The following is a 12,928-nucleotide window of genomic DNA, read 5'->3' on the forward strand; positions in this document are numbered from 1 at the left end:
AGATTTTGCGCCGCGCCGCGGTTGACTGGCACAAAGTTCAGGAGCGACCCATGCGGATGACCACGGAAGAAGCCTTCGTCAAGGTACTGCAGCGCCACGGGATTGACACCGCCTTCGGCATCATCGGTTCGGCCTTCATGCCGATTTCGGATCTGTTTCCGCGCGCGGGCATCCGTTTCTTCGACTGCGCGCATGAGGGCTCTGGCGGCGTGATGGCGGATGGCTTCACCCGCGCCTCGGGGCGGATGTGCATGATCATCGCGCAAAATGGTCCCGGGGTGACGAATTTCGTCACTGCCGTGAAGACCGCTTACTGGAACCATACGCCGATGCTGGTCGTGACGCCGCAGGCCGCGAACCGGACGATCGGGCAGGGCGGCTTTCAGGAAGTCGAGCAGATGGCGCTGTTTCGGGACATGGTCTGCTGGCAGGAGGAGGTGCGCGATCCCGCCCGCATCGCCGAGGTGCTGGCCCGCGTGATCCGCAAGGCGCGTCGGGCCTCGGCGCCCGCGCAGATCAACGTGCCGCGGGATCTTTTCACGAAGATCATCGACATCGACCTGCCGCAGGCGGTCGATCTGCCGCCCCCCGCGCCCGATCCCGAGGCACTGGATCAGGCGGCGGCGCTGCTCTCGGGCGCACGGTTTCCGGTGATCCTGAACGGGGCGGGGGTGGTGCTGGCGGGGGCAATCCCCGACACGGTGGCGCTGGCCGAGCGTCTGGGTGCTCCGGTCTGCGTCGGCTATCAGCACAACGATGCCTTTCCAGGGGCTCATCCGCTTTTTGCCGGGCCTTTGGGATACAACGGCTCGAAAGCAGCCATGCAGTTGATTGCAAAGGCCGATGTGGTGCTGTGTCTGGGCACGCGGCTCAATCCGTTCTCGACGCTGCCGGGCTATGGCATCGACTATTGGCCGAAGGGCGCGGCAATCATTCAGGTGGACATGAACCCCGACCGGATCGGTCTGACGCGGCCGATCAGCCTTGGCCTCGCGGCGGATGCCGGGGCGGTGGCGCGGGGCATTCTGGCGCGGCTGGGCGCGCAGGCGGGCGAGGCCGATCGGGCCGAACGTCAGGCGCTGATTGCGACGACGAAAAGCCGCTGGGCGCAGGAACTGGCCTCGATGGATCACGAGGATGACGATCCCGGCACCAGCTGGAACGAGCGCGCCCGCGCCGCCAAGCCCGACTGGATGAGCCCGCGCATGGCCTGGCGCGCAATCACCGCCGTGCTTCCGCGCGAGGCGATCCTCTCCTCGGACATCGGCAACAACTGCGCTATCGGCAATGCCTATCCGAGCTTCGAGGCGGGGCGGAAATATCTGGCCCCGGGGCTCTTCGGCCCCTGCGGCTACGGCCTGCCTGCGATCGTTGGCGCGAAGATCGCCTGCCCCGAGACCCCGGTTGTCGGCTTTGCGGGCGATGGCGCTTTCGGGATTTCGGTCACCGAATTGACCGCGATCGGCCGCGCCGAATGGCCCGCGATCACCATGGTGGTGTTCCGCAACTACCAATGGGGCGCGGAAAAGCGCAACTCAACCCTCTGGTATGACGACAATTTCGTCGGCACCGAGCTGGATCTGCAGGTCAGCTACGCGGGCATCGCGCGCGCCTGCGGCCTGAAGGGCGTTCAGGCGCGCACGATGGAGGAACTGAGCGAGGCGCTGCGGCAGGCGCTTGACGATCAAAAGGCGGGCAAGACGGTGCTGATCGAGGCGCTGATCAATCAGGAACTGGGCGAGCCGTTCCGCCGCGATGCGATGACGAAGCCGGTCGTGGTGGCGGGCATCGATCCGGCCGACATGCGGGCGCAGCCGGTCTGACCGGGGCGCCTGTCCCGGGCTTCGGTTTGGCCCGTGAGCGGGGCTGAGCAAACCCCGTTTCAAAACCTCATCACGCTGGGATCGCCCGCCGCGAACGCAGAACCGTTCGGCGGGCGATTTTGGTCCGCGCTCTGATGCCAACACCTTCGCGCGGCGCAGTCGCGGAGACCCGCCGGGTGGTTCCGTGCCGCCGACGGAAAAACCATCCTCTGCAACCGGTTTCGCGCAGGGCGATCCTTCCCCGAGGGGCGGGCAACTTGGAATGGAATCGGGCCGGGTTCCGTGGCATCTAAATGACGACGGAATTAGCCGTGTATCGGCGCCCGCCTGACCCTGCAGACCGAACCCTCCCGCGCACACGGCCCTCCGGCCGTCGGTTTCGCGCATCTTGTTGCAACCGCTTTTCCAAGGATGACCCGATGAATGCTCCCGTGATCCCCCGCCAGCCTGGCCTCAAGGATCGGCTCTGGGCCGAACTCGCGCTGAAGGCGCGGCTTTACACCGATGGCGTCTCGATCAGCCCCGAGGCGCTCGCCCACATCGCCCCGGGGATCAAGACGCAAGAACAGGTCCACACGCTCTTCGAGATGGATTTCGTCACCCATGAGGACGAGCAACCCAGTTACTTCCGCCTCGATCACGGTCTTGTCGTGCCGTTCCGGCTGAACCCCGAGGCGCGCGACCGGATCGAGCTTGACGGCACCCGCACCATCGTCGTGCGCGACGGCCATCAGCTGGCCGAGGCGTTTTTTCCCGACCGGCCCGCGTTCTACGGCAAGACAACCTCGGACGGGGTCGCGATGTCCACCATCGCCACGCTGGGCTCGGAAGGGCAGTTCTTCGTCGCCTATTCGAACGAGTGCTCCTACAAGGCGAAGGGCGAGGACTGCCTGTTTTGCAACATCAATTTCACCAAGGACACCTACGGCGAAAAGACCGGGATCTTCTGGAAGACCGCGAAACAGATCGGCGAAACCTATGCCGAGGCGCATCGCGCGGGGCTGGTCGATCATGTCAACATCACCGGCGGCGTGATCCCCGAGCGGCGCGAGCTGGAATATTATCTCGATGTCGCCGAGGCGCTGCGCAAATATGCGGGCGTCGAGGATTTCAACGGCACCGCCGTCGTCGCCGCGCCGATCGATCTGCGCAATCTCGATCGGTTCAAGGAGGCGGGCTACCGCACCGTCGGGCTCAATCTCGAATTCTGGGACAAGGGCATCTACAACGCGATCTGCCCCGGCAAGGCGCGGGACTCGGGCGGTTGGGATCACTGGCTGAAGGCGATCGAATATTCGGTCGGCGTCTTCGGTCATGGCAATGTGCGCTCGAATTTCGTCGGCGGCATCGAGCCGAAGAAAAGCCTGCTCGCCGGCATCCAGTATCTGGCCGACAAGGGGGCGGTGGGCACCGCCTCGATCTGGTGCCCGAACCCGGGGTCCGATCTCGAGGGCCACCGCGCGCCGGAGCCCGGCTGGTATCTCGACCTTGGCCACAAGATCGCGTCGATCTGGCAGAGGGCCGGGTTCACTTGGGCGAACCTCTATGACTCGAACGCCGATGTGACGAGCCTGCAGCACGACATCTGGCGGATCGAGGCCGAGACGCTGCCGATCTTCAAGGGCGCCGCCGTCGCCGCCGAATGACCGCGCAATGCGCACCTGAAAGGACAAAGAATTGAGCCTCGAACATCCCCGCCACATCGCCATTTACGGCAAGGGTGGCATCGGCAAATCCACCACCACCTCGAACATCGCGGCGGCGCTCGCCGAAGCGGGCCACCGCGTCATTCAGGTGGGCTGCGATCCGAAATCCGACTCGACCACCATTCTGCGCGGCGGCGCGGAGCTGCCCACCGTGCTTGACAGCCTGCGCGACCGCGCCCGCAAACCGAAGCTTGAGGATATCTCGGCGCTTGGCTTTGGCGGCGTGCTCTGCATCGAGGCGGGCGGGCCGGTGCCGGGGGTGGGCTGCGCCGGGCGCGGCATCTCGGCCGCGGTCGATCTGCTCGAAGAGCTGCGCGTCTTCGAAACCTTCGCCCCCGACTACGTGCTTTATGACGTGCTGGGCGATGTCGTCTGCGGCGGTTTTGCCGTGCCGATCCGTGACGGCATTGCCGATCGTGCTTTCGTCGTGACCAGTTCCGATTTCATGGCGATCTTTGCCGCCAACAACCTCTTCAAGGCGATCGACAAATACGCGCCCTCGGGCGGGGCGCGGCTGGGTGGCATCATTGCCAACTCGCTGCAACTCGATCACGCGAAGCCGCTCATCGACGATTTCGCCCATCGCACCGGCACCGAGGTCGTGGGCTATGTGCCGCGCTCGGTCGAGGTGGCGCAGGCCGAGCTTTATGGACAAACGGTGATCGAGGCCGCGCCCTATTCCGAACAGGCCGAGGTCTACCGCAAGCTGGCGCGCCGGGTGACGGGCGATCTGGAAACCCGGTTGCCGAAGCCGCTGAACGGCCCCGACCTCAAGGATTGGGCACGGGACTGGGGCGACCGGATCTTCGGCGCCGAACGCGCCGCCCTGCGGAGCGCATGACATGGCCCGTCGTCCAAGACTTGAACCGCGCGAGACCCGGACCGAGGCGACGCAGGCCTGGCTGGGCCGCGCTGCCGATCTCGCCCTCGAATTCGCGCGAAGCGCCCCCCCGCGCCGGATCCGCACCTTTTCCGAAGCCGCCCCCGACGATCTGCGCACGGCGCTGGCGATCTTGTCGGAAATCCCGGATCTTGGCCTTGTCGTGCACGGGCCGCGCGGCTGCGGCGCGCGTGCCCCGGGGGCGGCGCCGCTTGCGGTGACCGATCTTGACGAGCGCGACACCGTGCTCGGCTCGGGCGAGGTGCTGGCCGAGACGATCCGCGCGCTTGATGCCGCGCATCCTCTGGCGGGCGTCGCGGTTCTGGGCAGTCCGGTCGTTGCGATCAATTCCGATGACATCCGGGCCACCGTGGCCGAACTTGGCACTGCGCTCGACAAGCCGGTGGTCTGGGTCCGCACCGAGGGGTTCCGCTCGGCCGTGACCGCGACCGGGGGGGATGCGGCGGCGGATGCGCTGTTGCAGCTCGTGGATGCCGAGGAAAGCGAGCGCGAGGTGGGGCTTTTGAACCTGCTCACCAGCACGCGCGGCCCGGAATTGCAGGCTTTCGCGCGCCAGATCGAGGGCTTGGGCTGGCGCGTCAACATCCTGCCCGCGGGGGCGAGTGTCGCCGATATCGCGCGGGCGGGTCGGGCCGAGGCGAGCCTTGTTCTGGCCCCCGATCTGCTCGATCTTTTCGCCGAGGGGCTGGAGACCCGGTTCGGGGTCGTCCGGCTGGATGTGGCGCTGCCGCTGGGCGCGCAGGCGACGACGGCGGTGCTGCGCCGGGTGGCGGCGCTCGGTGGGATGGCGCCTCCGCTCGCGCCGCCGCGCAATCCGTCGCAACCGCTCGCCGGGCGGCGGATCGCCCTGGCGCTGCCCACCGCCTGGGGGCTTGCGACGGCGGATCTGATCGGGGATCTCGGCGGCGCGGTGGTGGCGCTGTCGGTGCCGCATGTCGAGCGCAGCCATGCCGCGGCGCTGGGCGGTCTGGCCGAGCGCTGGCCCGATCTGCAGATCCATGTGGGCGAGGGGCAGGGCTTCGAGCGCGCCGGTCTTTTCCGCCGCACTTCGCCCGATCTGCTGCTGGGCGAAAGCGACGCCGTGGCGGGGGCGCTGCGGCAGGGGCTTCCCGCGGCCGTTCTTGATCCCGCGCGGCTGATCGGGGCGGGCGCGGCCGAGACCCTGACCGCGGCGGTCGAAACCGCCCTTGCCCGGGTGGCGCTTGCCCGCAGTGCCGCGCAACACGCGCGGCCGGGCTATACCCCGGGCTGGCTCAAGCGCAGCCCCGACTGGCACATCAAACAGGAGGTGCGCTGATGGGCCATCCGACGCTTTTTCCCTTTGGCGGCTGTGCTTTGCACGGCGCAATTCATGCGGCAGCGGCGATCCCGGGGCTTATCCCGGTCGTGCATTCCACTCCCGGCTGTGCCCTGCGTGCGGGGCTTTCTGCCGGGGGCGGGCGCTATGGGGCGCCGCCCGGCCTGCCGCGGATCGCCTCGACCAACATGGCCGACAAGCATGTGGTTTTCGGCGGCACCTCGCGGCTGCGCGAAGAGATGAAGAACGCCCTTGCGGTGATCGAGGGCGGCGCGCTGGCGGTGCTGACCGGCTGCCCCGCCGAGATGATTGGCGACGATGTCGGCGCGATGGTGAAGGAGCTGACCGGGCAGGGCGAGCGCGTCGTGGCGGTGCAGACGGCGGGGTTTCACGGTCCCGCGCATGAAGGCTACGCGCGGTTGCTGGCGGGTCTTCTGGCCCATGTCGAGCCGGTGCCGACCCGCGCCGATCGGCCGCTCGTCACCCTCTTTGGCATCGCCCCGGGGCTCGATCCGCACTGGCTGTCGGAACTCGAAACCCTGTCGCGGCTGCTGGAGGGCGTCGGTCTGCGCGCCAATCCGATCTTTGGTCCCGAGGGGGGGCTGGCCGCGCTCGACGCCGCGGCGGGGGCGTCGATCAGTCTTGTTGTCGCGCCTTGGGGCGTGGCGCCCGCCGAGGTGCTGGCGGCGCGGCATGGCATTCCGGTGCTCGTGGCGGACGGGCTGCCGGTTGGGGCCGAGGCGGCGGAGGCTCTGGTGCGGAGGCTCTCCGACCGTCTCGGCCATCCGCTTGATGCGGCGGCCGAGGCGTATCTCGCGCGCGAACGGGCGCATCAGGGCTGGCGCTTCGATGCGGTGCTGGAGCGGCTGGCGGCGCTGACCCCGCGCCGGGTCGTGGTGGCCGATGGCAGCCTGCGCGCCGGGCCGCTGGCGCGGTTTCTGCGCGAGACTTTGGGCTGGCAGGTCGAGGTGATCGTGACCGACAGCCCGCCCGAGGCGTTCCGCGCGGATCTGGGCGCGGCGGGCGTGAAACTGGCCGCAGACGGGGCGGACCTGGTGCGGCTTCTGCGCGACAGGGGCGCCGATCTGGTGCTGGGGACCACGCCTGCGGCGACGATTGCCGCGGCGCAAGGGAGACCCGCGGTCGATCTGGGCGCGGCTCCGGGGCTCGAGGTGCTGGGGGGCGGCCTGAGCGGGCGCGCCGGGGCCGAGCGGATCTTTGCGGCGCTTCTTGCGACGCTTGAACCGATGCCGCAGGCCGCGCCGGTGCCCGCGATCCTGCCACCGCTGCCGCACGCCGTGTTCGCTCAGGTGGCCGAGTAATCCGCGCCGCGGGGCCGAGACGACAGAAAACCCCCTGTCCTTGATCGGGACAGGGGGTTTTCTTGTGCGGGATCGCTCAATGCAGCCGCGAACGGCCCGGGGCAGTTCTGGCGGCGGCCTGCAACTCGGCCAGTGTCCGGGTCTGGCTGGCGACGGCGCCGATCTGCTCGGCCAGCTCGCCGATGCCCTCGGCGCTCCAGCCGCCGGTCGTGAGGTCAAGCAGGCTCTCGCGGCGCAGATCGCCCGGATGCATCACCACCAGATAGGCGAATTCGAGCGCGACCGAGATCCGTTCGCCGACGCGGGCGCACAGCGCGGGCGGGATCCGCCACGGCGGGCCATCCAGATCCTCGGCGCACAGCGGCGCCGGCGGAAAACGGCCATAGGGGCCGGGGCGCGAGGCCGAAGCTGCCTCGGCGCCGATCAGGGCGGCAAGCTGCGCATCGGTCTGACGCAGCAGCGTGAAGAAGGTGGCGGGCTGCCCCTCGGCGATCAGCAGGCGCTCGACGAAGGCCAGCACCGTGCGACGTTCCAGTTGCGACATCGCAGGCAGCGACGAGGTGGCGGCGTCCATGCGCAAATCGGGGCGCAGATCGGGCAGATGCAGCTCAGGGGGCAGGATCTCGTGGCGGGACATGGCGGGCCTTCCTTTCCTGGGATGTCGAAGACTGTCTTGGTGCAGAGTGACAGAGCGTCGAAGAAAAGACGATAAAATAAGGCGTGTTTTTTGGGGTGGCTGGCGGGAAGGAAATTTCCTTTTGAGGCCCGGCAGGAGAAGGGAGCCGCGCCGCCCCCGAATCGTGCGCAAAACAGGACCGCCGCCCCGGAGGGATCGGGGCGGCGGCATCTGGACGGTGGGCGGGCGCGGGGGCGCTGTGGTGCTGGCCCGTCCGTCTCAGCGGGTGGCAGGGGCGCCGGAGAGTTCGGTCGCGATCCGGGCGGTCTGGGTCCGGATGTCGGGGATCGCGGTGATTTCCCAAAGCGCGGCGCGCGCAGCGGGGCCGATCGCCTGCAGGACGTGGCTGGTCTCGCCCGCGGGGGTGACGATCCGGCCGCTGCGATCGGTGACAAGACCCAGCCGGAGCGGGTCAATCTGCGCCAGCCCGTCGTCAAGCAGATGGCGCAACAGCGGACTGGCGCCGATCTCGGGGTCGCGCCGCACGCCGCGACAATCGATGACGGCGGCCAGATTCAGCGCGGTGGTGCCGGTCTTTCGATGCGGGCGATAATGCAGCCAGACGCCGCGCTTGTGCGGCTCGACCCGGTCAAAGGCGCCGCGCAGGATCCGCAGCTGGCCGCGGGCCTGCGCCACCGCGAGCCCGGCGGCGGTTTCGGGCGGCATGCGGTGGCGATGCACCTCCCACCAGGCGGCGGCGTGGCGCAGGGCGCGGGCGCGCTCGGGGCCGGGCAGGGCGTTCCAGATCCCCTGAACATGCGGCCGCACCCCGTCGATCGCATCGCGCCAGCTGCCCCCCGCAATCTCGGCCCGGCGCACCTGCCGGCGCAGCCAGTGCAGCAACACCGAGGCCGGGGCGCCGAGCGGCACCTCGCCGAGCGAGGTTGCCAGCGGCACTCCCGGGCCATGCACGCGCGGCAGAAGACCCCGGCGCGACAGCGCGAAGATCGTGCCGCGATGCCCGGCCTTGAGCAGCGTCGTGACCTGATCGACCATGCTCAGCCCGGTGCCAAGGATGGCCACCGGCAGGTCGGGGTCGAGCGGCACCCGCGTCACATCGGCTTGCAGGCCATGCACGGCCTCGGGGCGGGGATGGCCGGTCGCCAGAATCGCGTGATCGGCGATCAGCGTCTGACCGTCATCAAGCGTCAGCGTCACCCGGCCCGCAGGCACCTCGGTCAGGCGCACCGCCTCGGCCTGCACCAGCCGCAGCCGCGGCCCTGCCGCCCAGGGCGCGAGAAGGCTTTCAAGATAGCGCCCATAGGTCGCCCGCGACACGAAAGAGGCGCCGGAGACCGCCCGATTCCCCTGCCAGAGCCAGCGCAGGAAATGCTCGGGGTCCTCGGGCAGGGCGCTCATGTTGATCACCCGCGTGTTCAGCAGGTGGTCCGGGTCCTCGGTCGCATAGGCCAGACCGATGCCGATGCGCGGGCTGCGCTCGATCAGGGTGACGCGGGCGTCGGGGGCGGCGCGCAGCAGGTGATAGGCCATCAGCACGCCCGAGGCGCCACCGCCGATCACCAGCACATGCCGACGCAGGGGGGGCTGGGCGGTCATTGCTGCCGCCATCCGCTGAGCAGACGGGCCAGCCAGCGCGGCAACGGGCGGATCGAGTCGGCCCGCGGGGCCAGAAGACGGATCAGGTCGGGGTCAAGGCGTCCGTCGAGCATGTCGGTCTCCTATTGAGGGTCAGTGCAGGAAGATCGCGGCGATCAGGCTGGCCCAGCCTGCCAGAAGCAGGCCGAGCACCAGCCAGTTGCCGAAGGTGGGCGGGCGCCAGAACAGCTGTCTCATGCGCTTTTCTCCACGGGTTGGGGGAGGCGGGCCAGAAGCCGGTCGCGCAGCGCCTTGCCCGCGGGCCAGGGGCCGAACCCGGCGGCGACATTGATGTGCCCGGCCGCCCCCAGATCGACGAGTTCCGAACCCCAGGCCGTCGCCAGCTCCGCGGCGCGGGCAAAGCTCATCCAGGGATCATTGCGCGAGGCGACGACCATGCTCGGCACCGGCAGCGGGCGGCGCGAGGGCGAGCCGAAATGGCCGATCCGGCGCGTGCTGCGGGTGTCGGCCGGGGCCACGAACATCGCCGCCCGCACCTCGATCTGCGGCCATTTCGCCAGCATCCGCGCCACGAGGATGGCGCCAAGGCTGTGACCCACCAGCACAGCATTCGGGTGTTGCAGCACCATCCCCGCCAGTTCCGCCTCCCAAAGATCGGGCATCGGCCGGTCGGGGCAGGGCAGATCGACCATCAGCGCGGTCGGATCGGTGGCGGCCCACCAATCCTGCCAGTGCGGCGCCGGCGAGCCGTCGAGGCCCGGAACGAGCAGCGTCTTGATCATGGGAACCTCCGGGGTCCGGTTTCTGTTCCCTAATATCTACCACGGCTGTCGTGATTGCGGGTTCCAAAGACCGGCGCAGAAAGAGAAGATCCTGCCCTTTTGCGCGGCCGGGGCAGGACGCTGTTCCTGGCCTCACCAGCTCTTGGTGTCGATCGGATAGGCGGTGGAGAATCGCAGCCGCTCCATCGCGAAATGCGAGGTGATGTTGCGGATCGGCACGGCATCGGTCAGCCGACGATAAAGCAGGTCATAGGCCGCCATGTCGGGCACCGAAACGCGCAGCAGGTAGTCCATCTCGCCTGCCATGCGCCAGACCTCCATGATTTCGGGCAGTTTCGCGACTTCGGTGGCAAAGGTGTCGCGCCAGTCCGGGCCATGATCGGGGGCCTCGATCGCCACGAAGACCGTCAGCCCCAGTCCCAGCGCCTGCGGATTGGCTAGGGCGACGCGCTTCTCGATCACGCCCGAGGCCTCGAGCTTCTGGATGCGCTTCCAGCATGGCGTTTGCGACAGCCCGACCCGGTCGGCGATCTGCGCCACCGGCAGTGTCGCATCGCGCATCAGTTCGGCGACGATCTTGCGGTCGATCAGGTCAAGCTGGGTCATCGATCTCTCCCTTCGGTGGTCTTGCCGTAGAATGACATCAAAGATGTAAATGTCTACCGGTATTATAGAGAATAATTCTCCAGATCCGATTTCGGGCAGATCGACACTGTTCCGCGGCCGCGGCGGCAGCCGCATCCGCAAGGTCTTTGCGGCGGTGGTCCGGTCTTGTCGGGGCCGCATCGAATTGCGGGGCTGTTCTGGCTCGGCTGCTGTCATGAGGTGATCGGCGCTTTCCGCGGTCGCGATGATCGAGACCCGCACTGTTCGGCCGCACCCTTCCTGCGCAACCGCGTCCCGCGTCTTCGGCGGATCGAGGCGCGTTCCTTGATCCCGGAAAGCTGATGGGGCGCTTGCGCGCCCCGATCCCTCTTTGGTCTGTCGGCCTTACGCCGTGAACGCGGGCCCGCGCAAAGGGTTGCCCCCGGCACGTTTCGCCTGCGGTTTTTTTTGCGGTTCAGTGCAGCCCGAAGCTGCGCATCAGATCGCGCCGCAGCGCGACAAACTCCGGGGCGTTGCGATCGCGCGGCCGGGGCAGGGGGACGTCAAGCAGCCGGGGCGGCAGCTCGGTCTCGCGCGACAGCACCAGCACCCGGTCGGCCAGATAGATCGCCTCTTCAAGGTCATGGGTGACAAGGATCATCGTCACCTTTTCCTCGGCCCAGATCCGCGCCAGCTCTTCCTGAACGGTCAGCTTCGTCATCGCATCGAGCGCGGCAAGGGGTTCGTCGAGCAGCAGAATCTCGGGCTGCACGGTCAGCGCCCGGGCAATGCCGACGCGCTGCGCCATGCCGCCCGAGAGCTGCCGCGGCAGGGCGGTCTCGAAGGCCTCGAGGCCGACAAGGCGCAGGTAATGCCGGGCCCGTTCGCGGGCCCTGGCGCGGGGCGTGCCGCGCACCTCGAGCCCGAAGGCGACGTTTGCAAGCACGTTGGCCCAAGGCAGCAACCGCGGTTCCTGATAGATGATCGCGCGCTCGGTACCGACGCCCACGACCGGGCGACCGTCGATCAGGACGCTGCCGCGATCGGGGGTTTCCAGCCCCGCGAGCACCCGCAGAAGCGTGGTCTTGCCGCAGCCCGAGGGGCCGACGATGGCGAGGCTTTCGCCGCCCGCGACGGAGAGGTTCAGCCCGCGCAGCACGGCCAGCGCCGCGCGGTTGAGGGTGAAGGACTTGTAGAGATCCCGCACCGAAACCTCGCCGCGGGATGCGGCGAGGGTCCGGGGCAGATCGGTCCCCGATGGGGAGGAGGGAGGAGCGGTCGGGGCCATCTCTGCCTCAGTTCGTGGTCGGGGCCGGGGCTTCGGCCGATTGATAAAGGATGTCCTTCGCCGCGATCTTGCCGGGCGCAATCTTGCCCTCGCGCGTCAGGATATCGATCCAGAACTGCACGTCGCGTTCCGTCGCAAGGCCGCCTTCGCGCACGCCATAGCCGGCAAAATACTGCGCCACCTCGGGATTTTCGCCACGTTCCTCAAGCACGCGGGCAAAGATCGCCTTGGTTTCCTCGGGGTGGGTGCGGGCATAGTCGAGCGCCTTCGTCGCGCCATCGACAAAGGCGCGGGTCTCTTTCGGATGGGCGTCGATCCAGTCGCGGCGCAGCACGGCAAAGCCGCCCGCGATGTCGCCCAAAACATCGGTATCGTCAAAGACCGCCCGGATGCCGCCTGTCTTTCGCGCCGCGCCCTCGAAGGTGGTCTGCCAGTAGCCGAAGGCCGAGACATCGACCTGCCCCGCGCGCAGCACCTGTTCCAGCTGCGGCCCGGGCACGACGATCAGGTTCGCGGCATCCTCGGGCAGTCCTTTCTGATGCAGCGCCTCGCGCACGACATAATCCAGATGCGCGCCGAGCGTGTTCACCGCGATCGTATGGCCGGGCAGATCGGCGATGGTCTTGATCGGGCTGTCGTTCAGCACGTAGAAGATCGACTGCGACTGATCATTGATGCCGTTCGTCGGGAAGACGGCGACGAAATCATTGCCGCCCGCGATGGAATTGAGCACGGCGGGCGTCGCGGCCGAGCCGATATCGGCGCTGCCGCCCGCAAGCGCGATCAGCGTTTCCGGCCCGCCCGTGGCATAGCCGAGGTTCTCCAGCGTGATCCCGGCCTCCTTGTAATACCCAAGCTCGTCGGCCAGCTCAAAAGCGGCAAGCCCGCCATGGTTCGGAAGGTAGCGCAGCGTCACCGGATCAGCGGCTGCGGAAAGTGCGGTACCGGACAGGAGTGCGGCAAGGGCGAGGGAGCGAAGATGGGTCATGGG

General features: G+C 68.3%; 11 protein-coding genes. 5 read left to right on the top strand and 6 right to left on the bottom strand.

Annotated elements, in window-relative coordinates; translation table 11 throughout:
* Nucleotides 1-50 precede the first annotated feature (50 nt).
* The 5 genes from xsc to C8J30_RS00345 all read left to right on the top strand — a co-directional run bounded on the left by xsc (nucleotide 51) and on the right by C8J30_RS00345 (nucleotide 7,049).
* A complete protein-coding gene (gene xsc / locus C8J30_RS00325) occupies nucleotides 51-1,823 on the top strand; it encodes a sulfoacetaldehyde acetyltransferase (protein ID WP_110803749.1) in 1,773 nt (590 codons plus the stop codon).
* A 419-nt stretch (nucleotides 1,824-2,242) separates the two neighbouring features.
* Nucleotides 2,243-3,469, top strand: a complete 1,227-nt coding sequence (locus C8J30_RS00330) for a radical SAM protein (RefSeq protein ID WP_110803750.1) — start codon at nucleotides 2,243-2,245, stop codon at nucleotides 3,467-3,469.
* Between the two features lie 31 nt (nucleotides 3,470-3,500).
* A complete protein-coding gene (locus C8J30_RS00335) occupies nucleotides 3,501-4,370 on the top strand; it encodes a nucleotide-binding protein (RefSeq protein WP_110803751.1) in 870 nt (289 codons plus the stop codon).
* A 1-nt stretch (nucleotide 4,371) separates the two neighbouring features.
* A complete protein-coding gene (locus C8J30_RS00340; protein WP_110803752.1) occupies nucleotides 4,372-5,727 on the top strand; it encodes a nitrogenase component 1 in 1,356 nt (451 codons plus the stop codon).
* Nucleotides 5,727-7,049, top strand: a complete 1,323-nt coding sequence (locus C8J30_RS00345; protein ID WP_110803753.1) for a nitrogenase component 1 — start codon at nucleotides 5,727-5,729, stop codon at nucleotides 7,047-7,049. Before C8J30_RS00340 ends, C8J30_RS00345 begins: the two co-directional genes overlap by 1 nt.
* Nucleotides 7,050-7,125: 76 nt before the next feature.
* Here C8J30_RS00345 and C8J30_RS00350 read toward each other — a convergent pair whose 3' ends face one another.
* The 6 genes from C8J30_RS00350 to C8J30_RS00375 form a co-directional block, all read right to left on the bottom strand.
* Entirely contained in the window at nucleotides 7,126-7,686 is a 561-nt protein-coding gene (locus tag C8J30_RS00350; RefSeq protein ID WP_110803754.1) for a hypothetical protein, read from the bottom strand.
* Nucleotides 7,687-7,944: 258 nt separating this feature from the next.
* Nucleotides 7,945-9,282 carry an FAD/NAD(P)-binding protein gene (locus C8J30_RS00355; protein ID WP_110803755.1) on the bottom strand — a complete coding sequence of 446 codons (1,338 nt, stop codon included), beginning with the start codon at nucleotides 9,280-9,282 and terminating at the stop codon, nucleotides 7,945-7,947.
* A gap of 233 nt (nucleotides 9,283-9,515) precedes the next feature.
* Nucleotides 9,516-10,064 carry an RBBP9/YdeN family alpha/beta hydrolase gene (locus C8J30_RS00360; protein ID WP_110803756.1) on the bottom strand — a complete coding sequence of 183 codons (549 nt, stop codon included), beginning with the start codon at nucleotides 10,062-10,064 and terminating at the stop codon, nucleotides 9,516-9,518.
* Nucleotides 10,065-10,196: 132 nt separating this feature from the next.
* Nucleotides 10,197-10,670 (bottom strand): Lrp/AsnC family transcriptional regulator, encoded by a 474-nt coding sequence (locus C8J30_RS00365; RefSeq protein WP_110803757.1) that lies wholly within the window; start codon nucleotides 10,668-10,670, stop codon nucleotides 10,197-10,199.
* Between the two features lie 454 nt (nucleotides 10,671-11,124).
* Nucleotides 11,125-11,856 carry an ABC transporter ATP-binding protein gene (locus C8J30_RS00370; protein WP_245909675.1) on the bottom strand — a complete coding sequence of 244 codons (732 nt, stop codon included), beginning with the start codon at nucleotides 11,854-11,856 and terminating at the stop codon, nucleotides 11,125-11,127.
* Nucleotides 11,857-11,944: 88 nt separating this feature from the next.
* Nucleotides 11,945-12,925 carry an ABC transporter substrate-binding protein gene (locus tag C8J30_RS00375; protein WP_110803759.1) on the bottom strand — a complete coding sequence of 327 codons (981 nt, stop codon included), beginning with the start codon at nucleotides 12,923-12,925 and terminating at the stop codon, nucleotides 11,945-11,947.
* Between the last annotated feature and the right edge of the window lie 3 nt (nucleotides 12,926-12,928).

This window comes from Rhodobacter viridis (genome assembly GCF_003217355.1).
In the GTDB taxonomy this organism is placed as follows: Bacteria; Pseudomonadota; Alphaproteobacteria; order Rhodobacterales; family Rhodobacteraceae; genus Rhodobacter; species Rhodobacter viridis.